A 23,306-nucleotide genomic window follows, 5' to 3' on the forward strand; every position below is an offset into this window, starting at 1 on the left:
GATGAATCGGAAGTGTATGGGAGCCGCTCATGAGCACGTATCCCAGACGAACGATCCTCGCCGCGGCCGCCGCGGGAGCGGCGGCCGCGACCGCCCTCCCGCTCGCCGCCACGGCCGCCGCCGTCACCCCCGCCGGCGCCGCCGACGGCCACGGGCCCTGGGCCGCGGTCCCCGCCCCGGTGCCCGTCCCGCTGGACGCCCGCTACGACAGCGACGGCATCGACACCGCCTCCGCGCGCGGCGGCGACTTCGACGGGTCCGGTTACACCTTCCCCGGCGAGGAACTCCCGGCCGGCCGCGTCGAGGTGGACGGCGTCCCCTTCCTCTTCCCCGCCTCGACCGCGGGCGCCAGGAACAATCTGGTCGCCCTCGGCCAGCGCCTCGACCTCCCCCGGGGCCGCTACCTGTCGGCCTTCTTCCTCACCGCCGCCAGCTACGGCGACGCCTCCGGAACGGCCACCGTCCACTACGCCGACGGCACGACCACCACCGCCGGCCTCGGCGGCGCCGACTGGTACGCGACGGGCGGCCCGCTGTCGGCGCCGTACCGCTACCGGCCGGACGGCGGCAAGGACGAGCACGCCGTCGGCATCGGGGTGTCGGAGGTGTGGCTCGATCCACGCCGCGAGGCGGTCGCCGTCACCCTGCCCGTGACCCACGCCGCGGCGCCGAACCAGACGTCCCTGCACGTCTTCGCCCTCACCCTCCAACCGGTCGCCGACGGGCGGGCGTTGGCCCTGCGCGGGCCGCACTCCACGCCCTCCCTCCTCGAACCCTCCGGCGCGCAGGGCGTCGAGGCGACCGTCGTCAACGCGGGCACCGTCGCCGTCCTCGCCGCCGACGACGTCGCGGTGGCCGTCGACGTCCCCGGCGCCCGCACCGTCCGGCCCGCCCGGGTGCGCCGCCTCGACCCCGGCGAACAGGCCCGGGTCCGTATCGGCATCCGCAACCGCCCGGGCACGGCGCCCGGCACCCGGCAGGACGGCACGGTCACCGTCACCGGCCGGGGCACCCAAGTGGCCGCGGGCAAGGCCTCGTTGACGCTCGGCACCGCCGACTACGCCCCCACCGAGGCCTCCCTCGCCGCCCACCAGGCGCCGTACTGGTTCCAGGGCGCCAAGTTCGGCATCTTCATCCACTGGGGCGTCTACTCCGTGCCCGCCTGGTCGCCGGTCGGCAAGGAGTACGCCGAGTGGTACTGGGACCACATGCAGGACCCGGCCGACGCCGTGTACGCCTACCACCGGGACACCTACGGCGAGGACTTCGCCTACGACGACTTCATCCCCCGCTTCACCGCCGAGAAGTTCGACCCGCGCGCCTGGGTGGAGCTCTTCCGCGACGCCGGCGCCCAGTACCACGTGCTGACCTCCAAGCACCATGAGGGCTTCGCCCTGTGGGACACCAAGGTCTCGGACCGCAACGCCGTGAAGATGGGCCCCGGGCGGGACCTGGTCGGGGAACTCTTCGAGGCGAGCCGCCGCTACGCCCCCGAGCTGCACCGGGGCCTGTACTTCTCGATGCCGGAGTGGTTCAACCCCGACAACCCCTGGATGGGCCACGCCCCGCGCAACCCGTACACGCTCGCCCCGGTGCCGTACACCGGCTACACCGCCGGCAAGGACTACGTCCACGACTACCAGGCCCCGCAGATGCTGGAGCTGATCCACGGCTACGACCCCGAGATCATCTGGTGCGACATCGGCGGAGCCAACGACAGCCTGCACGTCCTCGCCGAGTACTTCAACCACGCCAAGAACCGGGCCCGTCCGGTCGACGTGACCGTCAACAACCGCTCGGGCATCGCCTTCCACGACTTCACGACCCCCGAGTACACCACGTACGCCGACACCGTCGTCGCCAAGTGGGAGGCCAGCAGGGGCCTGGACCCCTTCAGCTACGGCTACAACCGGGCGACGCCCGACTCCGCGTACATGAGCGCCGAGGAGGTCGTGCACAGCCTGGTCGACATCGTCTCCAAGAACGGCAACTTCCTCCTCGACATCGGCCCGCGCGCGGACGGCACGATCCCCGAGATCATGCAGACCCGGCTGCGCGAGACCGGACAGTGGCTGAAGGTGAACGGGGAGGCGGTGTACGACACCACGTACTGGTCGCGCATGGCCCAGCTCGGCGACGACCTGCGCTTCACGGTCCGCCCGGACGACGCCTTCTACATCCACTCCCTCGCCGAGCCCGGCGCGAAGCTGACCGTCGGGGCACCGGTGCCCGTCCGGCCCGGTGACAAGGTGACGATGCTCGGCCACGACCGGCCCCTGACCTGGACCGTCACGGGCGGGTCGCTGGTGGTCGACGTACCGGCGGCGGCCCGCAGGGCGGGGCGGTACGTGTGGGTGTTCAAGGTGGAGTGGCATGGCTGAGCCCCGGCAAAGACCGTAGCGGCTGCCGCTCGTGATCGCCCCCGCCGTGAAGGCGCGCGACAGCGCCGACCACCTCCCGTGGTGGCCCGCCGAGTGCGACGTCTCCATCCGGGACGGCTGGTTCTGCCGTCCTGGCCAACCAACAGCCCAAGTCCGTCGACCAGTTGACCCCCGGCGCCCGGACCACCGCCACGCCGGGACGGCTGACGGCCGGCTTCGGCGCGGAGCGGGAGGTGGACCGGATCCGGCCGGCGGAGGACATCCGGCACGGACGGCCGATCGAGGCCTTCGTGGTCAAGGCCTGGACGGACCGCGGCTGGTCGCGGGTGGCCACCGCCGTAGCAGTGGGGGCGAGCCGGATCCTGCTGCTCGCGGCGCCGGTACGGGCCCGGAGGTGGCGAGTACGGGTCACGGCGGCCCGGGCGGCCGTACGGACCGCGGAGTTCGGGCTGTACCGGTCACGTACCTGACCGGCCCGGACCTTGAGGCCGCCGCCCCGTGCTGCCCCGTCCCGTCAGCCGCGGCACCGGCACCCCCGCCGAGCGGGCCGGGCCGCCGTCCAGGAGGGACAGCAGTTCGCGGGCGGCCGTGCGGCCGAACTCGGCGCTGTCGCGGGACAGGGCGGACAGCCGGGGAGTGACCATGCGGCACAGGGCCGAGTCCTCCCAGGAGACCACCGACACGTCCTGCGGGACGCGGAAGCCGAGGTCGGCCGCCGCCGAGAGGCCTGCGACGGCCATCACGTCGTTGTCGTAGATGAGCGCCGTGGGGGCCGGGGAGGCGGCGAGCACCCGGCGGGTCACGGCCGCGCCCTGGGTGTCGGAGTAGTCGGTGGTCACCGACCGGACCTCGGTCAGGCCCCGGCGCTCCGCCTCGGCGCGCAGCGTGGCGGTACGGCGCTGGGTGTGCGCCAGGTCCGGCAGGCCGGCGATGTGCACGATCCGGCGGTGGCCGAGCGCCGTGAGCTCGTCCACCACGGAGGCCATCGCGCCCGCGTCGTCCGCCCAGACCGTGGACAGTCCAGGGTGGCACCCGTCGGGCTCGCCGCCGATCACCACGGCGGGCAGGCCCAGTTCGTCCAGCAGGGCGGGGCGCGGGTCCGTCGCCCGCGGGTCGGCCACCAGCACGCCGTCCACCCGGTGCTCCGCCCACCAGCGCCGGTAGACCGCGCACTCGTCGGCCACGTCCTCGGCCACCTGGAAGAGGAGGCCCAGGTGGCGTTCGGCGAGCACCTCCTGGATGCCGGAGACGAGCTGGAGGAAGAACGAGTCGACGCCGAGGGTGTGCGCGGGGCGGGCCAGCACGAAGCCGACCGTCGCCGCGCCCTCGCCGGACAGCGCGCGGGCGGCCGTGCTGGGCCGCCAGCCCAGCTGCTCGGCGACCCGGCGGACCCGCGCGCGGGTGGCCTCGGAGACGCCGGGGCGGTCGTTCAGCGCGAAGGAGACGGCGCTCTCGGAGACCCCGGCCCGCCGCGCGATGTCCTTCATCGTGGGCCGGCGTGCGGGTGACCGTCTGGTCGGCGGCACGTTTCCCCTCCCTCCCGGGCGAGTTGGCTAATGCGCTTGAGCGTCAAGACCCTAAAGCGCATTAGCCAACTACGGCAAGCTTTCCGCGGAACTCCTTTGACCTGCACTGATGAAGCGTGGATTTCTTTAGTTCGGATGACTGCATTGACTTTCTCCGAACGGCCCGTGCATGGTCTCTCACGCCGCCAACAGCCCGACACAGCAAGGGAGCCGTGTCACCGTGCCCACACCTCGCAGAGCCCTGTTCGCCGCCGCCGTCGCCCTCGTCCTGCCGCTGAGCGCCTGCGGTTCCGGCGGTGACAGCGGCGGCTCCACCGACGCCTCCGGAAGGGCCGAGGGGAACATCACCTTCGAGACCTGGAACCTGCGCGCCAACTTCACGCCGTACTTCCAGGGCCTGATCGCCGACTTCGAGAAGAAGTACCCGGGCACGCATGTGAAGTGGATCGACCAGCCCGCCGAGGGCTACGCCGACAAGCTGAGCGCCGACGCCGCCGGCGGCACCCTGCCCGACGTCGTCAACGTCTCCCCGGACCTGGTCGCCCCCCTCGCCAAGGCGGGCCTCGCCATGGACCTCGACAAGGCCGCGGCGAAGTACAGGCCCGAGTATCTGCCCGGCGCGTGGGCCAGTCATCAGATCCCGGGCATGAGCGGCACGTACGCCTTCCCCTGGTACCTGAACACCGGCCCGCTCTTCTACAACAAATCCCTGTTCACCAAGGCAGGACTGAACCCCGGCCGGCCGCCGAGGACGTACGACGAACTCTTCGCCGACGCCCTGCGGATGGCGAGGAGGAGCGACGGCAAGGTCGCCACCCTCGCGAACGTCCCCACCATCGAGGACTTCGGCCGCTACGGCGTCCCGCTGATGAACCAGCAGGGCACCGCCTTCGCCTTCAACAACGCGAAGGCCGTCGAACTCCTCACCAAGTACAAGGAGTTGTACGACGCCAAGGCCCTCGATCCGCAGGCACTCACCGCCACCCCCGAGTCCGCCGGCAAGAAGTTCCTCACCGGTGCCGTCGCCATGAACCCCGGCAGCGCCCTCGACCTCGACAACTTCAAGAAGAACGCGCCCGGCCTCTACCGGAACATCGGCATCACCGACCAGATCACCAGCACCGGGCACGTCAACATGTACGTGATGGGGGTGATGGTCAACTCCCGCACCAAGCACACCCCGGCCGCCGTCGCCTTCGCCCACTTCGTCACCGACGCGCAGAACCAGATGTCCTTCGCGAAGAAGGTCGCCATCTTCCCCAGCACCGCCGGTTCCCTGAACGACCCGTACTTCACCAAGGAGGACGGCACCGACGAGACCCGGGTGCGCATCGCCGCGGCCACGTCCCTGAAGGGCGCGGTCAACTACACGCCCGTGCTGTTCAGCGACCAGATGAAGACCGCGCTGGGCAACGAGGTCGCCAAGGCGCTCCAGGGCAGGGAGAGCCCGAAGGAAGCCCTCGACAACGCTGTCAAGGCCGCCGACCGGCTGCTCCGGCAGGGCTGACCCGCCATGGCCGCCACCCCCGTCCGCCTCAAGGGCCCCGCGCCGGCCGGGACCAGGATCCGGCGACAACTGCCGGTCAGTCCCTGGCTGTTCGCCGCCCCCGGGCTGCTCGTCACCGGCGCGTTCGTGCTCTACCCGTTCTTCTCCACCCTGGTGAACTCCTTCACCGACCGCCGCACCCTGCTCCCGGGCCGTTTCGTGGGCCTCGCCAACTTCCGCGAGCTGCTCCACGACGACATGTTCTGGACCGGCCTGCGCAACAGCACGCTCTACGTCCTCGTGGTCGTCCCCGCCCTGGTCGTCCTGCCGCTGCTGCTCGCCCTGCTCGTGCAGAAGAACATCCCCGGCATCACCTTCTTCCGCGCCGCCTTCTACACCCCGGTCGTCGCCTCGATCGTGGTCGTCGGGCTGATCTGGGTGTGGCTGCTGGACGAACGCGGACTGGTCAACTCGCTGCTGGAGACGGTAGGGATCGGCCGGGTCGGCTTCCTCAGCGACCAGTGGCTGCTCCTGCTGAGCGCGATGGCGGTCACAGTGTGGAAGGGCCTCGGCTACTACATGATCATTTATCTGGCGGCGCTCGCGAACGTGCCCCGCGAACTGCACGAGGCCGCCGCCGTCGACGGCGCGGGACCGGTGCGCCGCTTCCTCACGGTCACCGTGCCCGCCGTGCGCTCCACCATGGTGCTGGTCGCCGCGCTCTCCTCGGTCGCCGCCTTCAAGGTGTTCTCCGAGGTGTACCTGATGGCCGGACCCGACGGCGGCCCGGCCGGCGAGGACACCACCCTCGTCATGCTCGTCCAGCGCACCGGCACCGGCCTGACCGGCCGCGTCGGCTACGCCTCCGCCCTCTCCGTCGTCGTCTTCGTCGTCACCGTCGCGCTCATGCTGCTCGTGCTGCGCGCCGACCGCCGGGAGGAGTCGTGAGCGTCCTGGAGAAGGTACGGCCCGAGCAGCCCGTCACCTCGCGCGGCAGGCCGCCGCGCGTCACCGACGAGCACGGCCGCCGGATCCGCGTCGGTGAACTGGCCCTGCGCTACCTGCTGTTGCTCGCCGTCCTCGCCCTGACCGTCGGCCCGTTCGTGTGGCAGCTGTCCACCTCCCTCAAGGGCACCACCGAGGACATCTACAGCTCCCCGCCGCGCTTCCTGCCGGCCCACCCCACCCTGCACAACTACACACGGGTCGCCGACACCATCCCCGTCTGGGACTACGCCCTGAACTCCCTGAAGGTCGCCGCCGCCAACGTCGTGACCAACTGCGTCGGTTCGGCACTCGCCGGATACGCCCTGGCCCGGCTGCGCTTTCGCGGCCGGCGCGTGACCACGCTCGTGTTCGTGCTGGCGATGCTCGTGCCCGTCGAGGGCATCGTCATCGCCCAGTTCACCACCATGCGCGAACTCGGCCTGAACAACACCCTCGTCGGCGTCGTCCTGCCCGGCGCGATCGGCGCCATGAACGTCCTGCTGATGCGCAACGCGTTCCGCGGTCTCCCCTACGAGATCGAGGAGGCGGCCTACGTCGACGGCGCCGACGTCTGGCAGCGGTTCCTGCGCGTCGCGCTGCCCTCGGTCAGGGGGACACTCGCCGTCGTCGCGATCTTCGCCTTCATGGGTGCCTGGGACGACTTCCTGTGGCCGCTCATCGTCCTCAGCGACCCCTCCAAGTTCACCCTCACCATCGGCCTCAACTATCTGCACGGCACCTTCGCCAACGACGAACGGCTCGTCGCCGCGGGCACCGTGATCGCCGTGGCCCCGCTCATCGCCCTCTTCGCCTGCCTCCAGCGGTACTTCTTCCGCGGCGTCGGCGAGGGCGCCGTCAAGGGCTGAACACCCGTATGCCACAAGGACCTCCATGCCTCCTGCCGTCCGCTTCGGCGTCAACTACACCCCGAGCGAGGGGTGGTTCCATCACTGGCTCGACTTCGACCTCGACTCCGTGCGCGCCGACCTCGACGCGATCGCCGCGCTGGGCCTCGACCACATCCGTGTCTTCCCGCTGTGGCCGTACTTCCAGCCCAACCGCACCCTGATCCGCCCCCGCGCCGTCGAACAGCTCGTGGCCCTCGCCGACGCGGCCGCCGAACGCGGCCTGGACGTCAACGTGGACGGCCTGCAAGGGCACCTGAGCAGCTTCGACTTCCTGCCCGCCTGGACCCGCACCTGGCACCGGCGCAACCTCTTCACCGACCCGGACGTGGTGGCCGGCCAGGCCGCCTATCTGCGCACCCTCGCCGCCGCCCTCGCCGACCGCCCGGGCTTCCTCGGCATGACCGTCGGCAACGAGGTCAACCAGTTCGCCGCCGGCCCTCACCCCGACCCCGACCGCATCACGCCGGACGAGGCCGAGCGCTGGCTCGTGCGGATGCTGGCCGCCTGCGCCGAAGGCGCCCCGGACCGGCTCCATCTGCACGCCTCCTACGACGCCGCCTGGTACCAGGACGACCAGCCCTTCACCCCCGGCCACTCGGCCCGCCTCGGCGACGTCACGGCCGTGCACTCCTGGGTGTTCAACGGCACCGCCCAGCGCCACGGCCGTACCTCCGTGCCCAGCGAGCACCACGCCGCCTACCTGGTCGAGCTGAGCAAGGCCTGGGCCGAGGCGCCGCACCGGCCGGTGTGGCTCCAGGAGGTCGGCGCGCCCGCACCGCTCGTGCCCCCCGAACACGCCGCCGCCTTCGCCGAGGCCACGATCACCCACGCCCTCGACTGCCCCGACCTGTGGGGCATCACCTGGTGGTGCTCGTACGACGTCTCGCGCGACCTCGCCGACTTCCCCCGGCTCGAATACGGACTCGGCCTGTTCACCGACGACCGCAGGCCCAAGGACATCGCCCGCGTGCTGGCCGACGCCGCACGCGACACCGGCCGGGCCCCCGCGCCGCGCACCACCGCCCTCGTCGTCCCCGACGATCCGGCCCTGCGTTCCCGCTGCGGCCCCGGCGGCCCCGTCTTCGACGCCTTCTTCCGGCTCGTCGCCGACGGCGCCCGCCCCACCACCGTCCTGGACACCCGCGCGGACGACACCGACCACCTCGCCGCGCGCGGCATCACCGACGTCGTCACTCCCGGCCAGGTACTGCCCACTCCGCACGCGGGCACCGGCTCGTGAACCCCACACGAGGCACGGTTCGGACCGCGCGCGGAGGGGGAGCTGTAGAACGGCCCGAACCCGTGACCGTGCCCCACCCCTGACAACCCACCCGGAACCCGAACCCGGAACCCGCACCGGACCCCCGCAGGGAGCACCCCGTATGCATGACGACCGCACGCTGGTGGAAGCCCGCCTCAGGCGGGTCCTCGACGAGCGCATCCGTCCCGCCGTGTACCCCGAGTCCGTGCCGCTGCAGGTCGCGGTGTGGCACGCCCCCGGCGAACCCGTACCGGTCGAGGAGGGACTCGCCGCCGAGCCCGGGCCGATCGAGGTGGGCGCACGGTGGGGCGCTCCCTGGGGCACGAGCTGGTTCCGGGTGACCGGGACCGTGCCCGAGGCGTGGGCCGGGCGGACCGTCGAGGCCCTGCTCGACCTCGGCTTCGACGAGAACATGCCCGGCTTCCAGTGCGAGGGCCTGGTCTACCGGCCCGACGGCACGCCGGTGAAGGGCCTCAATCCGCGCAACCAGTGGGTGCGGATCGGCGCCCCGGCGACCGGCGGGGAAGAGGTGGTCCTGCACATCGAGGCCGCCTCCAACCCGGTCGTCCTCGACTACCACCCCTTCCTGCCGACCCGGCTCGGCGACAAGGAGACCGCCGGCAGCGAGCCGCAGTACACGCTCGCCCGCATGGACCTCGCCGTCTTCGACGAGACCGTGTGGCAGCTGGTCATGGACCTGGAGGTGCTCGGCGAGCTGATGGCCGAGCTGCCGGGTGACTCCGCGCGCCGCTACGACCTCGTGCGTGCCGTCGAGCGGGCCCTGGACGCCGTCGACCTCCAGGACGTGGGCGGCACGGCGGCCCGGGCCCGGCAGCAGCTCACGGCGGTCCTCGCGGCACCCGCCGTACCGTCCGCGCACCGCATCAGCGCCGTCGGACACGCCCACATCGACTCGGCGTGGCTGTGGCCGCTGCGCGAGACGGTCCGCAAGGTGGCCCGTACGACGTCCAACATGACCGCGCTGATCGAGGACGAGCCCGACTTCGTGTTCGCCATGTCCCAGGCGCAGCAGTGGGCGTGGGTGAAGGAGCACCGGCCCGAGGTGTGGGCGCGGGTGAAGAAGGCCGTGGCCGACGGGCGGTTCGTGCCGGCCGGCGGGATGTGGGTGGAGTCGGACACCAACATGCCGGGCTCGGAGGCGATGGCCCGTCAGTTCGTGCACGGCAAGCGGTTCTTCCTCGACGAGTTCGGCATCGAGAACGAGGAGGCCTGGCTGCCCGACACCTTCGGCTTCGCCGCCGGCCTGCCGCAGATCATCAGGGCGGCGGGCAGCAAGTGGCTGCTCACACAGAAGATCTCGTGGTCACGGACGAACACGTTCCCGCACCACACCTTCCAGTGGGAGGGCATCGACGGCACCCGGATCTTCACCCACTTCCCGCCCGTCGACACCTACAACTGCTCCATGAAGGGCAGCGAAATCGCCCACGCGGCACGGAACTTCAAGGACAAGGGCCGCGCCCGGCACTCCCTCGCGCCCACCGGCTGGGGCGACGGAGGCGGCGGCACGACCCGCGAGATGGTCGCCAAGGCGGCCCGGCTGCGCGACCTGGAGGGCTCGGCGACCGTCGCCTGGGAGGCACCCCGCGCCTTCTTCGAGAAGGCCGAGGCCGAGTACCCCGAGCCGCCCGTCTGGGTCGGCGAGCTGTACCTCGAACTGCACCGCGCGACCCTCACCAGCCAGGCGCAGACCAAGCAGGGCAACCGGCGCAGCGAGCACCTGCTGCGCGAGGCGGAACTGTGGGCGGCGACGGCCGCCGTCCGCACCGGATTCCCCTACCCCCACGAGGACTTGGACCGGATCTGGAAGACGGTCCTGCTGCACCAGTTCCACGACATCCTGCCCGGCTCGTCCATCGCCTGGGTGCACCGGGAGGCCCGGGCGACCTACGCGCGGATCGCCGGGGAGCTGAACGTCGTCATCGACGCGGCCCAGCGGGCCCTGGCGGGGGAGGGAACCCGGGAGCTGCTCTTCAACTCGGCACCGCACGGCCGCGGCGGCGTTCCCGCCGGAGGCGCCGGGGCGGCCCGCCCGTCGCAGGGCACGACGCCGGCGCCGCGCGCCGGGGGCGGGTACGTCCTGGACAACGGTCTGCTCCGCGTCGAGATCGACGCCCGCGGCCTCGTCGTCTCCGCGTACGACGTCGAGGCCGGCCGTGAGACCGTCGCCCCCGGCGGGGCCGCGGGACTCCTCCAGCTCCACCCGGACTTCCCGAACATGTGGGACGCCTGGGACGTGGACGAGTTCTACCGGAACACCGTCACGGACCTCACGGACGCGGAGTCGGTCCAGGCCGACGGGCCCGGCGAGTCCGGCGGGGGCGGTGCATCGGTGCGGGTCACCCGTGCCTTCGGCGCCTCCCGCGTCACCCAGGTGCTGTCCCTGTCGCCCGGCGAGCGGCGGCTGGTGATCGACACCGAGGTCGACTGGCACGAGACCGAGAAGTTCCTCAAACTGGCCTTCCCGCTCGACATGCACGCCGAACGGTACGCGTCGGAGACTCAGTTCGGGCACGTGCACCGGCCGACCCACACCAACACCTCCTGGGAGGCCGCCAAGTTCGAGGCGTGCAACCACCGCTTCGTCCACCTGGCGGAACCCGGCTGGGGCGTCGCCATCGTCAACGACTCGACGTACGGCCACGACGTGACCCGCACGGTGCGCGGCGACGGCGACCGGGGTACGACGACCACGGTGCGTGTGTCTCTCCTGCGCGCCCCGCGCTTCCCCGACCCGGAGACCGACCAGGGCGTTCACCGATTCCGGCACGCGCTCGTGCCCGGCGCGGGGATCGGGGACGCGGTCCGCGAGGGCTGGCGGCTCAACCTGCCGGAGCGCTGGGTCACCGGCGCGCACGAGGTCGCTCCGCTGGTCACGGTCGACGAGGACGCCGTGGTCGTCACGGCGGTGAAGCTGGCCGACGACGGCAGCGGCGACGTGGTCGTCCGCTTCCACGAGGCGCACGGCGGCCGGGCCCGCGCGAGCCTCACGGCGGGCTTCGAGGTCGCGGACGTGACGGTGACGGACCTGCTGGAGAGGCCGCTCGCCGACAGCGAGCCGCCCGCGCGCGAGGGCGGGCGCGTCACCGTACGGCTGCGCCCGTTCGAACTCGTGACGCTCCGGCTCCGCCGGTCGTGATCCGGTACCAGGGGGTGTCGTCCGGATCAGGTCGGCCGTGCGGAACGGCGCCTTCCGGCGGACCCGAGAGGGGGGTGCCCCCTCTGGGGGAGTGCGTGCCGGCGCCCGCGACGCCGGGATGATCCGAACGACACCCCCTACGGCCCGAGCTGGGCCCGCAGCCACTCCTCCACCTCACCGACATGTGAGGCCGCCGCAGCCCTTGCCGCCTCCGGATCCCGGGCGACGAGGGCGCGGTGGATCGCCGCATGTTCGCGCCGCGTGCGCGCGAACGCGCCCTCCTCCTGGTAGCCCCGCCACACCCGGGCCCGGAAGGTGCGCGAGGACAGCCCTTCCAGGATCGCGGCCATCGTCTCGTTGCCCGCCGCCGCGGCGATCTCGCGGTGGAAGGCGAGGTCGTGGGCGAGGATCTCCTCGGGGTCGTCGGTGGCGTTCATCGCCGTCACGTGCTCCTCGACGGCGGCCAGTTGGCTGTCGCTGATGCGCGCGGCCGCGAGTGCCGTCGCCGTCGACTCCAGGATCCGCCGCACCTCCAGCAGTTCCACCAGCCGCGGCCCCCGGGACAGGTCGGCGACCACCCCGAAGGTCTCCAGCAGATCGCCTGCCTCCAGCGCGGTGACGTAGATGCCGGAGCCGTGCCGGGCCTCCAGGACGCCCAGCACCGTCAGCGCGCGGATCGCCTCCCGCATCGAGCTGCGCGAGATCCCCAGCCGGGCCGCGAGGTCCCGCTCGGTGGGCAGCCGCTGGCCCGGTTCCAGCCGGCCCTCGGCGATCATCGCCTTGATCGCCTCGATGGCGCGCTGGGTCACCGTGCCCTTCTGCGGCACCACTTCCTCGTCCACGCCGCTCCTCCTTCCCCCCGGTGCGCCGCAGTCTAACCAGCCGAGTGGTCCGACCACTACGACCAGAATCCTCGAATTCTCCGTGCAGAAGGGTGTTGACTCGGCTCATTGGTCTGATAAGTATGCGGCGTCTGCTCGAACACCCTCAACGAGGAGCCGCGAGATGCCCGCCAGCACAGTGAGGAAGCGCAAGCGGTCACGGATCATCGGCGTGGCGGCCCTGGCCGCCGGCGCCTCGCTCATGCTCGCCGCCTGCGGCAGCACCAAGGACACCGCGAGCGCGGGCGGCGGGGGCACCGGCGAGGTCGGTGTGATCCTGCCGCTGCTGACCTCGCCGTTCTGGCAGTCTTACAACGACTACGTGCCCACGATGGCGAAGTCCGAGGGCGTCCAGGTGCTGAAGACCGTCAACTCCAACAGCGACCCCTCGCAGCAGATCACCGACATCGACAACGAACTCACCCAGGGCGTCAAGGGACTGGTGGTCGCCCCGCTGGACAGCGCCGCCGTCCAGGCCGGGCTCGACCAGGCCGCACGCAAGGGCGTCCCCGTGGTCGCCGTGGACGTCGCGCCCGACAAGGGCAAGGTGGCCATGGTGGTGCGCGCCGACAACGTGGCGTACGGCACCAAGGCCTGTGACTACCTCGGACAGCACATCACCAGCGGCAAGGTCGTCCAGATCATGGGCGACCTCGCCTCGGTCAACGGCCGCGACCGCTCCGAGGCCTTCCGGTCCTGTGTGAAGAAGAAGTACCCGAAGCTCACGGTGCTGGAGATCCCCGCCAAGTGGGAGTCGGACACCGCCGCCGCCAAGCTGGACACCCTGCTCAACGCCAACCCCGACATCAAGGGCATCTACCTCCAGGCCGGCGGCGTCTACCTCGCGCCGACGCTGCAGACCCTGAAGTCCAAGGGCATGCTCAAGACCGCCGGGCAGCAGGGCCACATCACCATCGTCTCCAACGACGGCATCCCGCAGGAGTTCGACGCCATCCGCAAGGGCCAGATCGACGCCACGGTCTCCCAGCCCGCCGACGCCTACGCCCGCTACGGCCTGTACTACATCAAGGCGGCCATGGCCGGGAAGACGTTCAAGCCCGGCCCCACCGACCACGGCTCCACGATCGTCCGGCTGCCCAGCGGCATCCTGGAGGACCAGCTGCCCGCGCCGCTGGTCACCAAGGCGAACGTCGACGACCCCAAGCTGTGGGGCAACACGGTCAAATGAGTACACCGCTCGTGGAAGCCCGGGGCGTCGTCAAACGGTACGGCCCCACCGTCGCCCTCGCCGACGGCCGGCTCACCGTCCTCGCGGGCGAGTCCCACGCCCTGGTCGGCCGCAACGGCGCCGGCAAGTCCACCCTGGTCAACGTGCTCACCGGGCTCCAGGCCCCGGACGAGGGCACCGTCCGCTTCGACGGTGGACCCGCGCCCGCGCTCGCCGACCGGGACGCCTGGCGCCGCAAGGTCGCCTGCGTCTACCAGAAGCCGACGGTCGTCCCGGAACTGACCGTCGCCGAGAACCTGTTCCTCAACCGGCAGCCCACCGGCCGCGGCCTCATCAGCTGGCGCCGGCTGCGCCGCGAGGCCGCCGGGCTGCTCGGTACCTGGGACGTGCACGTCGACCCGGAGGCCCGCACCGCCGACCTCCGGGTCGAGGACCGCCAGATGGTCGAGATCGCACGGGCGCTGAGCCTCGGCGCCCGGTTCATCGTGCTGGACGAGCCCACCGCCCAGCTCGACAACCGGGAGATCGAGCGCCTCTTCACCCGTATGCGCTCCCTCCAGGACTCCGGTGTCACCTTCCTGTTCATCTCGCACCACCTCCAGGAGGTCTACGAGGTCTGCCAGACCGTCACCGTGCTGCGCGACGCCCGCTGGATCACCACCGCCCCGGTCGCCGACCTGCCCAAGGCGGCCCTGGTGGAGGCCATGGCGGGGGAGTCCGTCGCCGAACCGGCCGTATCGCGGCAGCAGGCCGGGGAGAGCGCCCCGGTCCTGCTGGAGGCGCACGGACTCACCTCACCGGCGTACGACGACGTCGACCTCACCGTGCGGCGCGGCGAGGTCGTCGGACTCGCCGGCTCCAGCGCCAGCGGCAAGACCGAACTCGCCGAGTCCTTCGCCGGACTGCACACCCCGACCGGCGGCACCGCCCGACTGGACGGCGAGCGGCTGCCGTTCGGCGACGTACGGGCCGCCCTGCGGGCCGGCGTCGGCTGCGTCCCGCGCGACCGGCACGAGCAGGGACTGGTGTCCGGCATGAGCATCGGCGACAACGCCACGCTCGGCGTGCTGGACCGGCTCGGCCGGGCCGGGTTCGTCGCCACCGACCGGCGGCGCCGCTTCGCCGCCGACCTGATCGACCGCCTCGACATCCACGCCGAAGGCCCCGACCAGCCGGTCTCCGACCTCTCCGGCGGCAACGCGCAGAAGGTCGTCATGGCCCGCGCCCTCGCCTGTGACCCCCGCCTGCTGGTCCTGATCAACCCCACCGCCGGCGTCGACGTGAAGTCCAAGGAGTCGCTGCTCGCGCGCATGGACGACGCCCGCGACGACGGCACCGCCGTCCTCGTCGTCTCCGACGAACTCGACGACCTGCGCCGCTGCGACCGCGTCCTCGTCCTCTTCCACGGCCGCGTCGTCGCCGAGCACCCGGCCGGCTGGCGCGACCACGAGCTGATCGCCTCCATCGAAGGAGTTGACCATGGCTGAGACCCGGGCGGCCCCGCCGCTCGCGCCGACGAAGACCCCGGACGCGCGGTCGGCCCGGACCGTGCTGCTGCGCCGGGCCCGCGAACTCGCCCTCGTCCCCGCGCTGTTGCTGCTCATGGTGCTCGGCGCCGTGGTCAACGACTCCTTCCTGACCGAGCGCAACCTGATCTCGATCCTCGGCGCCTCCGCCGCGCTCGCGATGGTCGTGCTCGCCGAGTCCCTCGTCCTCATCACCGGCAAGTTCGACCTGTCGCTGGAGTCGGTGGTCGGCATCGCCCCGGCCATCGGCGCCCTGCTGGTCCTGCCCGCCGCCCAGTCCGGCTGGGGCACCACCTGGCCGACCGCGCTCGCCCTGCTCGCGATCCCCGTGGTCGGCGCGGCCATCGGAGCCTTCAACGGCGTCCTCGTCGTGAAGTTCCGGCTCAACGCCTTCATCGTCACCCTCGCGATGCTCATCGTGCTGCGCGGCCTGCTCGTCGGCGCCACCAAGGGCAAGACCCTGTTCGGCATGCCCGACAGCTTCTCCTCGCTCGCCACCACCACCTTCCTCAACGTCCCGCTGTCCGTGTGGCTCGCCGCGGCCGCCTTCGCCGTCACCGGGTTCCTGCTCAAGTACCACCGCACCGGCCGCGCCCTCTACGCGATCGGCGGCAACGCGGACGCCGCCCGCGCCGCCGGTGTCCGCGTGGACCGCGTCATGCTCGGCGTGTACGTCGTCGCCGGCGTCCTCGCCTCGATCGGGGGCCTGCTCCAGACCGGCTACGTCGGCGCGATCAGCGCCAACCAGGGCCAGAACATGATCTTCACCGTGTTCGCGGCCGCGGTGATCGGCGGCATCAGCCTGGACGGCGGCAAGGGCACCATGTTCGGCGCCCTGAGCGGCGTCCTGCTGCTGGGCGTCGTACAGAACCTGCTCACGCTCGCCCAGGTCCCCTCGTTCTGGATCCAGGCCATCTACGGCGGCATCATCCTCGTCGCCCTCATGATCGCCCGGGTGACGACGGGCCGCGCCCAGGACTGATCACCCGTCAGACGCCCCCCGACCGAAAGGACTTCAGTGTCCCAGGCCCCCGCTCGCGTCACCGCGGTCGACACCCACGACATCCGCTTCCCCACCTCGCGCGAACTGGACGGTTCCGACGCGATGAACCCCGACCCCGACTACTCGGCGGCCTACGTCGTGCTGCGCACCGACGCCGCCGACGGGATCGAGGGGCACGGATTCGTCTTCACCATCGGGCGGGGCAACGACGTCCAGGTCGCCGCGATCGACGCGCTGCGCGACCATGTGCTCGGCCGCGACGTGGCGGAGCTGTGCGCCGACCCCGGCGCGCTCTTCCGGGACCTGATCGGCGACAGCCAGCTGCGCTGGCTCGGCCCCGAGAAGGGCGTGATGCACATGGCGGTCGGGGCCGTCGTCAACGCCGTCTGGGACCTCGCCGCCCGCCGGGCCGGCAAACCGCTGTGGCAGCTGCTCGCCGACGCCGACCCCGAGTGGCTGGTCGCCCAGGTCGACTTCCGCTACCTCACCGACGCCCTCACCCCCGACCAGGCCCTCGACCTGCTCAGAAGGGGGAGGGAAGGCGCCGAGGAGCGCCGGGCGCGGCTGCTGGAGCGCGGCTTTCCCGCCTACACCACCTCCCCGGGCTGGCTCGGCTACGACGACGACAAGCTCGGCCGGCTCGCCGCGCAGGCCGTCGCCGACGGCTTCACCCAGATCAAGCTGAAGGTCGGCGCCGACCTCGACGACGACATCCGGCGCTGCCGGGTCGCCCGTGCCGTGATCGGCCCCGACATCCGGCTCGCCGTCGACGCCAACCAGCGCTGGAACGTGGACGAGGCGATCCGCTGGACCCAGGCCCTCGCCGAGTTCCGCCCGTACTGGATCGAGGAGCCCACCAGCCCGGACGACGTCCTCGGCCACGCCGCGATCCGCCGCGCGGTGGCGCCGGTGAAGGTCGCCACCGGCGAACACGTCCACAACCGGATCATGTTCAAGCAGCTGCTCCAGGCCGGCGCCCTCGACATCGTCCAGATCGACGCGGCGCGCGTCGCCGGTGTCAACGAGAACCTCGCCGTCCTGCTGCTCGCCGCCCGGTTCGGCGTGCCCGTCTGCCCGCACGCGGGCGGCGTCGGCCTGTGCGAACTCGTCCAGCACCTCTCGATGTTCGACTACCTTGCCCTCTCGGGCACCACCGAGGACCGGGTCGTCGAGTACGTCGACCATCTGCACGAGCACTTCGTCACCCCGGTCGTCATCCGCGACGGCCACTACACGGCCCCCACCGAGCCCGGCTTCTCGGCCGCCCTGCGCCCGGAGTCCGTCGCGCGCTACACGTTCCCCGGCGGCGCGTACTGGGCCGCCGACCCCGACACGCAGGCCACCACACAGACCAACACGCAGAAGGGACGCGCCGCATGAGCGACTTCGCGGGTCTGAAGGCCCTGGTCACCGGCGGCGCCTCCGGCATCGGCCGGGCCACCGCCGACCTCCTCGCCGCCCGCGGCGCCCGGGTCGCCGTCCTCGACCGGGACGTCACCGGCGTCGACAAGCCGCTCCTCGCGTACCGCGCCGACGTCACCGACGACACCTCGGTGCGTACGGCGGTCGAGCGCGCCGCCGAGGACCTCGGCGGGCTGGACATCCTCGTCAACAACGCCGGGATCGGCGCCCAGGGCACCGTCGAGGACAACGACGACACCGAGTGGCACCGCGTCTTCGACGTCAACGTCCTCGGCATGGTGCGCACCGCCCGCGCCGCCCTGCCGCAGCTGCGCCGCTCCTCCCACGCCGCGATCGTCAACACCTGTTCCGTCGCGGCCACCGCCGGACTCCCCAGGCGCGCTCTCTACAGCGCCACCAAGGGCGCCGTGTACTCCCTGACCCTCGCCATGGCCGCCGACCACGTCCGCGAGGGCATCCGCGTCAACTGCGTCAACCCCGGTACGGTGGACACCCCCTGGGTCGGCCGGCTGCTGGACGCCGCCCCGGACCCGGCCGCCGAACGCGCCGCCCTGGCGGCCCGCCAGCCCACCGGGCGTCTCGTGACCGCCGCCGAAGTCGCGGGCGCCGTCGCCTACTTGGCGGGCCCCCTGTCCGGTGCCACCACCGGCACCGCGCTCGCCGTCGACGGCGGCATGCAGGGCCTGCGGCTGCGCCCGGCGGGACAGTGAGCACGCTGGGCCGCAGCGGCGTCGAGGTCACCCGGCTCGGCTTCGGTGCCGCACCGCTCGGCAACCTCTTCGCCCCGCTGGACGACGAGCGGGCGGGCGAGGCCGTGGCGGCCGCCTGGCAGCGGGGCATCCGGTACTTCGACACGGCCCCGCACTACGGCCTCGGCCTGTCGGAACGCCGCCTCGGCGCGGCCCTGCGGGCGTACGACCGCGCCCACTACACCCTCTCCACCAAGGTGGGCCGCCGCCTCGAACCCGCCGACGGCACCGGCGACGACCTGGCGAACGGCTTCGCCGTCCCGGCGAACCACCGCCGTGTGTGGGACTTCAGCGCCGACGGAGTCCGCCGCTCCCTGGAGGCGAGCCTCACCCGCCTCGGCCTGGACCGCGTCGACGTCGTCTACCTGCACGACCCCGACGACCACGCCGAGCAGGCCTTCCGCGAGGGCTATCCGGCCCTGGAGAAGCTGCGCGCCGAGGGCGTGGTGGGCGCGATCGGCGCGGGCATGAACCAGACGGAGATGCTCACCCGGTTCGTCCGCGACACCGACGTGGACGTGCTCCTGTGCGCGGGCCGTTACACCCTGCTCGACCCGAGCGCCGGCACCGGATTCCTCCCGCTGGCCGCCGAGCGCGGGGTCTCGGTCGTCCTCGGCGGTGTCTTCAACTCGGGCCTGCTGGCGGACCCGGAGCCGACCGCCACGTACAACTACGCACAATCTTCGGGAGAGTTGCTGGCGCGCGCCCTGCGCCTCAAGGCGATCGCCGAGCGGCACGGCACCACGCTGCGGGCCGCCGCGCTTGCCTTCTCCGGCGCCCACCCGGCCGTCGCCTCCCTCCTGGTCGGCGTCCGCTCGGCGGCCGAAGTGCACGACTGCGCCGACCAGTTCACGGCCGGCGTGCCCGCCGCGCTCTGGGCGGAGCTGCGCGAGTCCGGCATGCTGCCCCGCGAGGAGGGCCCGTCATGAGAGTCGCCCTGCACACCACGGTCCGCGGCGACCGGATCGCCGAGTACGAGGCCGCCCACCGCGAGGTCCCGGAGGAACTCACCGCCGCCATCCGCGCCGCCGGTGCCACCTCGTGGACCATCTGGCGCAGCGGGACGGACCTGTTCCATCTGCTCGACTGCGAGGACTACGGCCGGCTGCTCGCCGCACTGGAGCAGCTGCCCGTCAACGTGGCCTGGCAGGCCCGCATGGCCGAACTGCTCGACGTCGTGCACGACTACTCCCGGGGCGGCGCCGCCGCCGGGCTGCCCGTCGTCTGGGAGCTGCCGTGACCGTCGACGCCCACCACCACGTCTGGGACCTCTCGGTACGGGACCAGGACTGGATCCCCGAACACAGCCCGCTGCGGCGGGACTTCGCCCTCGCCGACCTCGAACCGCAGGCGCGCGCGGCCGGGGTCACCCGCACCGTGCTCGTCCAGACGGTCACCGTGCCCGAGGAGACCCCCGAGTTCCTGGCCCTGGCCGACGGCCACGAACTGATCGCCGGCGTCGTCGGCTGGACCGACCTGACCCGCCCGGACATCGCCGAGGAACTGGCCCGGCTGCGCCGGCTCCCGGGCGGCGCCCGCCTGAAGGGCATCCGGCACCAGGTCCAGGGCGAACCCGACCCGCGGTGGCTGCTGCGCCCGGACGTACTGCGGGGCCTGACCGCGCTCGCGGACGCCGGACTCGTCTACGACCTCGTCGTCCAGCCCCACCAGCTCCCGGCCTGCGCCGAGGCCGCCCGGTCGGTCCCGGAACTCACCTTCGTCCTCGATCACCTGGGCAAGCCGCCCGTCGCCGCCGGAGTCCTCGAACCCTGGGCCACGCACCTGCGCACGCTGGCCGCACTGCCCAACACGTTCGGCAAACTCTCCGGCCTGGTCACGGAGGCCGACCCCGCCTCCTGGACCGTGGCCGACCTGCGCCCGTACGCCGAGACCGCCCTCGCGGCCTTCGGCCCGGACCGCCTGATGTTCGGTTCGGACTGGCCGGTGTGCACGACGGCCGGGACGTACCGCGACGTCCTCGACGCGACCACCCGGTTGCTCGGCCCCGCCGAGCGCACCCGCGTGCTGGAGACCACCGCGACCCGCGTCTACGACCTCTGAGACCTCTGAGCCACCCCGGCCAGCCGCGTCGGCGGCAGATACGCGCGGACGTAGATCCGCTCCCAGCACGCGCCCGTCTCCCGCATCTCCCGCCACGAGGTGTACCGGTAGCGGAAGAGGCGGGCCCGCACGAAGCGGGGCGGGGTGTCCGGCGGGAACGGGGAGCGGCGCAGCAGGCGCAGGGTGTCGCGGTCGTTCTCCAGCAGCCGCTCCACCAGGCCGCCGAACCAGTCGCCCGCATAGGCGGGGGACAGCGCCGCGAACCACATCAGCCAGTCCAGCCGCAGATGGTACGGCGCGAACTGGCGCGGCCAGTGCCGCACGTCCCCGGGCTTGCCCCGGAACTCGTACTCCCGCCAGTCCGCGTCCTCGCGCGGTACGTCGTCCAGCGTGCCCTCGACCACCACCTCGTAGCGGATCCGGCTGACGCTGCCGAACGCGCCGTAGGTGTTCACCAGGTGCAGCGGGTCGAAGGAGCGGTTCATGACCTGGCGGCGCGAGATCATGTTCGTCACCGGGTGGTAGCTCAGGAAGAGCAGCAGCGCTGCGAGCGCCAGCACCAGGATCTCGTACCAGAGCGGCGCCGACGGCACGGACGGCGGGGAGCCGGGGAGCCGGAGCGCCGACAGGGCCAGCACGATGGTGATCCAGTTCAGCCAGGAGAAGTTGCCGGACAGCACCAGCCACAGCTGGGTGACGATCATCAGCGCGGCGGCGGCCGAGGCGACCGGCTGCGGGGTGAACAGCAGGACCGGGACGACCAGTTGGGTGACGTGGTTCGCGGCGACCTCGGCCCGGTGCAGGGGCCTCGGCAGGTGATGGAAGAACCAGCTCAGCGGGCCCGGCATCGGCTGGGTCTCGTGGTGGTAGTAGAGGCAGGTCAGCTTCCGCCAGCAGGCGTCGCCCCGCATCTTGATCAGCCCGGCGCCGAACTCCACCCGGAACAGGATCCAGCGCAGCAGGAACAGCACCACGGCCGGCGGCGCCACCGCGCCGTTGCCGAGGAACGCGGCCAGGAACCCCGTCTCCAGCAGCAGCGACTCCCAGCCGAACGCGTACCAGGTCTGGCCGACGTTGACGATCGACAGGTACAGCGCCCAGGGCACCAGCCACAGCAGGATCCCGGCCCAGAGCGGCAGCAGGGAGTCCGCCCCGGCCAGCAGGGCCGCGGACACGGCACAGCCCGTCCAGGCGCAGCCCGCGAAGAAGCGGTCGGAGTAGTGCAGTTGGAACAGACTGGGCGCCTGCCGGAAGGGTGCCCGCGCCACGAAACGGGGGACCGGCAGCATGCCGCGCTCGCCCAGCAGGGCGCGGAACTGCCGGGCCGCCGTCAGGAAGGCGACCAGGTACAGCCCGGCCAGGGCCCGCTGGAGGACCAGCCGGCTCAGCCAGTAGTCGGGAGCGGTGAACCAGTTCACGGCTGCGCGCCCTTCGTCGCGGCCACACCGCGGGGGTCGTCTCCATCATGACCGCCCCCGAGTTGCCAGCCAAACGGGTGCAAGGCAGACAATAGAGCGAAGTCACCCACAGTGATGCGGAGTGTACGGTGCGGATACCCACCGGATCCATCGTCACGGCCCTGGCGCTCTCGGCCCTGCTCCTCGTGGCGGGCTGCGTCCGCCCGGGCGACAAGGTGGCCCAGCTGGGCGTGGAGGTCTACCTCCAGCCCGCCGCCGCCCAGGGGCCCGATCCCTTCACCGCCTCCACGGTCACCGAACCGGTCCCGCCGGCCCGCCCGGGCACCACCGGCCCGGCCACGTCCCCCGGCGCGGGCGCTGCCGACCCGGGGGCGAGCGCCGGCTCCGCCACGCCCACCGCCTCGGCCTTCCTCGGCGCGGGCGTCATCGGACCGGACGCCTCCGTGATCCCCCAGCCGGTGCTGCCCGCCGGGCTGGCCGTCCTGCCCCTGCGGGCGGTGCGCTCGCTGTCCGGGGCGACCCCCGGTCTCTACGCCGGCGCCGCACACGTCTCCGGCTGCGACGTCGAACGGCAGATCGCCTATCTGAGGGCCGACCGGGACCGCGCCGGCGCCTTCGCCCACGCGCAGGGGATCTCCGCGGCGGCCCTCCCCGGCTATCTGCGCGGCCTCGCCCCGGTCCTGCTGCGCGCCGACACCCGGGTCACCGGCCACGGCTACCGCGACGGGCAGGACGCCGCCTACCAGGCCGTGCTCCAGGCCGGCACGGCAGTCCTCGTGGACGACCGGGGCATGCCCCGGTCGCGCTGCGCCTGCGGCAACCCGCTGGGGCCGCCCGCCCCGGGCCGCGGCGGTCTCGGCGCCCGTGGCCTCGCCTGGCCCGCATACCGGCCGGACCAGGTCGTCGCGGTGACCGCGGCCCCTCGCGCGGTCGCCAGCCTCACGATCGTCGACGTCCGCACCCGTACCTGGATCGAACGGCGGATCGGCCACGACGTCCGCCACGACCAGGTCGTCCCCGCCCCGGCCTCCTCGGCCACCGCGCTGCCCCCGGCCGACCCCGACCACGCCGGTGCCACCGCGACGGCCGGGGTACCGTCGTACAGCCTGCTGCCCAGTGCCCTGTCGAGCGCCGCGGCGCCCACCGGCCCGGCCGCGCCCGGCCGCCCCAGCGCGCCGGCGGGCCGTACCGCCCCGGCCCCCACGCTGGTCAGCCCGCCGTCGTCGCCGTCCCTCGGGCTCATCCTGGACACGCCCCACGCCCCCGACCCGCGGTACGGCGACGGCCCGCCCGGCGGCCTGGGCGGCCCGGGCGCCTGAGCGGTGGCGCCCGCTGCCCGAACAGGTCC

Annotated in this window: 19 protein-coding genes; 16 read left to right on the forward strand and 3 right to left on the reverse strand. The window is 72.5% G+C overall.

What is annotated here, in order from left to right; genetic code table 11:
- The first annotated feature begins 29 nt into the window (after positions 1-29).
- Positions 30-2,381 carry an alpha-L-fucosidase gene (locus tag BIV25_RS26875; RefSeq protein WP_071375012.1) on the forward strand — a complete coding sequence of 784 codons (2,352 nt, stop codon included), beginning with the start codon at positions 30-32 and terminating at the stop codon, positions 2,379-2,381.
- Between the two features lie 164 nt (positions 2,382-2,545).
- Positions 2,546-2,851 carry a hypothetical protein gene (locus BIV25_RS26880; protein WP_071375013.1) on the forward strand — a complete coding sequence of 102 codons (306 nt, stop codon included), beginning with the start codon at positions 2,546-2,548 and terminating at the stop codon, positions 2,849-2,851.
- On the opposite strand, the gene BIV25_RS26885 is transcribed toward BIV25_RS26880, so the two are convergent.
- Positions 2,840-3,868, reverse strand: a complete 1,029-nt coding sequence (locus BIV25_RS26885) for a LacI family DNA-binding transcriptional regulator (protein ID WP_071375014.1) — start codon at positions 3,866-3,868, stop codon at positions 2,840-2,842. The genes BIV25_RS26880 and BIV25_RS26885 overlap by 12 nt on opposite strands.
- Before the next feature lie 259 nt (positions 3,869-4,127).
- Here BIV25_RS26885 and BIV25_RS26890 point away from each other — a divergent pair, with 259 nt between their 5' ends.
- From BIV25_RS26890 to BIV25_RS26910, 5 genes are all read left to right on the forward strand, one after another.
- The gene (locus BIV25_RS26890; RefSeq protein ID WP_071375015.1) at positions 4,128-5,414 is read left to right on the forward strand and encodes an ABC transporter substrate-binding protein; all 1,287 of its coding nucleotides are present in this window, start codon (positions 4,128-4,130) and stop codon (positions 5,412-5,414) included.
- A gap of 6 nt (positions 5,415-5,420) precedes the next feature.
- A complete protein-coding gene (locus BIV25_RS26895; protein WP_071375016.1) occupies positions 5,421-6,341 on the forward strand; it encodes a carbohydrate ABC transporter permease in 921 nt (306 codons plus the stop codon).
- Positions 6,338-7,246, forward strand: a complete 909-nt coding sequence (locus BIV25_RS26900; RefSeq protein ID WP_071375017.1) for a carbohydrate ABC transporter permease — start codon at positions 6,338-6,340, stop codon at positions 7,244-7,246. The genes BIV25_RS26895 and BIV25_RS26900 overlap by 4 nt, the downstream gene beginning before the upstream one ends.
- A 25-nt stretch (positions 7,247-7,271) precedes the next feature.
- Positions 7,272-8,528 carry a glycosyl hydrolase gene (locus tag BIV25_RS26905; protein WP_071375018.1) on the forward strand — a complete coding sequence of 419 codons (1,257 nt, stop codon included), beginning with the start codon at positions 7,272-7,274 and terminating at the stop codon, positions 8,526-8,528.
- Between the two features lie 142 nt (positions 8,529-8,670).
- On the forward strand, positions 8,671-11,709 hold the full coding sequence (locus BIV25_RS26910; protein WP_071375019.1) for a glycoside hydrolase family 38 C-terminal domain-containing protein: 3,039 nt from the start codon (positions 8,671-8,673) through the stop codon (positions 11,707-11,709).
- Positions 11,710-11,846: 137 nt separating this feature from the next.
- Here BIV25_RS26910 and BIV25_RS26915 read toward each other — a convergent pair whose 3' ends face one another.
- A complete protein-coding gene (locus BIV25_RS26915; RefSeq protein WP_071375020.1) occupies positions 11,847-12,551 on the reverse strand; it encodes a FadR/GntR family transcriptional regulator in 705 nt (234 codons plus the stop codon).
- Positions 12,552-12,714: 163 nt separating this feature from the next.
- Between BIV25_RS26915 and BIV25_RS26920 the strand changes: the two genes are divergently transcribed.
- From BIV25_RS26920 to BIV25_RS26955, 8 genes are read left to right on the forward strand one after another with little or no spacing between them, the layout of a single operon-like run.
- On the forward strand, positions 12,715-13,779 hold the full coding sequence (locus BIV25_RS26920; protein WP_071375021.1) for a sugar ABC transporter substrate-binding protein: 1,065 nt from the start codon (positions 12,715-12,717) through the stop codon (positions 13,777-13,779).
- A complete protein-coding gene (locus BIV25_RS26925; protein ID WP_071375022.1) occupies positions 13,776-15,266 on the forward strand; it encodes a sugar ABC transporter ATP-binding protein in 1,491 nt (496 codons plus the stop codon). The genes BIV25_RS26920 and BIV25_RS26925 overlap by 4 nt, the downstream gene beginning before the upstream one ends.
- Entirely contained in the window at positions 15,259-16,287 is a 1,029-nt protein-coding gene (locus BIV25_RS26930) for an ABC transporter permease (RefSeq protein ID WP_071375023.1), read from the forward strand. The genes BIV25_RS26925 and BIV25_RS26930 overlap by 8 nt, the downstream gene beginning before the upstream one ends.
- 36 nt (positions 16,288-16,323) lie before the next feature.
- The gene (locus BIV25_RS26935) at positions 16,324-17,688 is read left to right on the forward strand and encodes an L-fuconate dehydratase (protein WP_071375024.1); all 1,365 of its coding nucleotides are present in this window, start codon (positions 16,324-16,326) and stop codon (positions 17,686-17,688) included.
- Entirely contained in the window at positions 17,685-18,440 is a 756-nt protein-coding gene (locus tag BIV25_RS26940) for an SDR family NAD(P)-dependent oxidoreductase (protein ID WP_071375025.1), read from the forward strand. Before BIV25_RS26935 ends, BIV25_RS26940 begins: the two co-directional genes overlap by 4 nt.
- A complete protein-coding gene (locus tag BIV25_RS26945; RefSeq protein WP_071375026.1) occupies positions 18,437-19,408 on the forward strand; it encodes an aldo/keto reductase in 972 nt (323 codons plus the stop codon). Before BIV25_RS26940 ends, BIV25_RS26945 begins: the two co-directional genes overlap by 4 nt.
- Positions 19,405-19,719 (forward strand): L-rhamnose mutarotase, encoded by a 315-nt coding sequence (locus BIV25_RS26950; RefSeq protein ID WP_071375027.1) that lies wholly within the window; start codon positions 19,405-19,407, stop codon positions 19,717-19,719. Before BIV25_RS26945 ends, BIV25_RS26950 begins: the two co-directional genes overlap by 4 nt.
- Complete coding sequence (locus BIV25_RS26955; RefSeq protein WP_071375028.1) at positions 19,716-20,540, forward strand: amidohydrolase; 825 nt, start codon at positions 19,716-19,718, stop codon at positions 20,538-20,540. Before BIV25_RS26950 ends, BIV25_RS26955 begins: the two co-directional genes overlap by 4 nt.
- On the opposite strand, the gene BIV25_RS26960 is transcribed toward BIV25_RS26955, so the two are convergent.
- Positions 20,528-21,958, reverse strand: a complete 1,431-nt coding sequence (locus BIV25_RS26960; RefSeq protein WP_071375029.1) for a lipase maturation factor family protein — start codon at positions 21,956-21,958, stop codon at positions 20,528-20,530. The two genes, BIV25_RS26955 and BIV25_RS26960, sit on opposite strands and share 13 nt — an antisense overlap.
- A 128-nt stretch (positions 21,959-22,086) precedes the next feature.
- Here BIV25_RS26960 and BIV25_RS26965 point away from each other — a divergent pair, with 128 nt between their 5' ends.
- Positions 22,087-23,277 (forward strand): DUF6777 domain-containing protein, encoded by a 1,191-nt coding sequence (locus tag BIV25_RS26965; protein ID WP_071375030.1) that lies wholly within the window; start codon positions 22,087-22,089, stop codon positions 23,275-23,277.
- Positions 23,278-23,306: the final 29 nt, after the last annotated feature.

This window comes from Streptomyces sp. MUSC 14, from assembly GCF_001866675.1.
Taxonomy (GTDB): Bacteria; Actinomycetota; Actinomycetes; order Streptomycetales; family Streptomycetaceae; genus Streptomyces.

Excerpts from the sequence above, each read along its gene's own strand:
- BIV25_RS26905 (WP_071375018.1), top strand. The coding sequence starts at position 7,272 with ATGCCTCCTGCCGTCCGCTTCGGCGTCAACTACACCCCGAGCGAGGGG.
- BIV25_RS26930 (WP_071375023.1), top strand. The coding sequence starts at position 15,259 with ATGGCTGAGACCCGGGCGGCCCCGCCGCTCGCGCCGACGAAGACCCCG.
- BIV25_RS26920 (WP_071375021.1), top strand. The coding sequence starts at position 12,715 with ATGCCCGCCAGCACAGTGAGGAAGCGCAAGCGGTCACGGATCATCGGC.
- BIV25_RS26925 (WP_071375022.1), top strand. The coding sequence starts at position 13,776 with ATGAGTACACCGCTCGTGGAAGCCCGGGGCGTCGTCAAACGGTACGGC.
- BIV25_RS26950 (WP_071375027.1), top strand. The coding sequence starts at position 19,405 with ATGAGAGTCGCCCTGCACACCACGGTCCGCGGCGACCGGATCGCCGAG.
- BIV25_RS26940 (WP_071375025.1), top strand. The coding sequence starts at position 17,685 with ATGAGCGACTTCGCGGGTCTGAAGGCCCTGGTCACCGGCGGCGCCTCC.
- BIV25_RS26875 (WP_071375012.1), top strand. The coding sequence starts at position 30 with ATGAGCACGTATCCCAGACGAACGATCCTCGCCGCGGCCGCCGCGGGA.
- BIV25_RS26910 (WP_071375019.1), top strand. The coding sequence starts at position 8,671 with ATGCATGACGACCGCACGCTGGTGGAAGCCCGCCTCAGGCGGGTCCTC.
- BIV25_RS26895 (WP_071375016.1), top strand. The coding sequence starts at position 5,421 with ATGGCCGCCACCCCCGTCCGCCTCAAGGGCCCCGCGCCGGCCGGGACC.
- BIV25_RS26885 (WP_071375014.1), bottom strand. The coding sequence starts at position 3,868 with ATGAAGGACATCGCGCGGCGGGCCGGGGTCTCCGAGAGCGCCGTCTCC.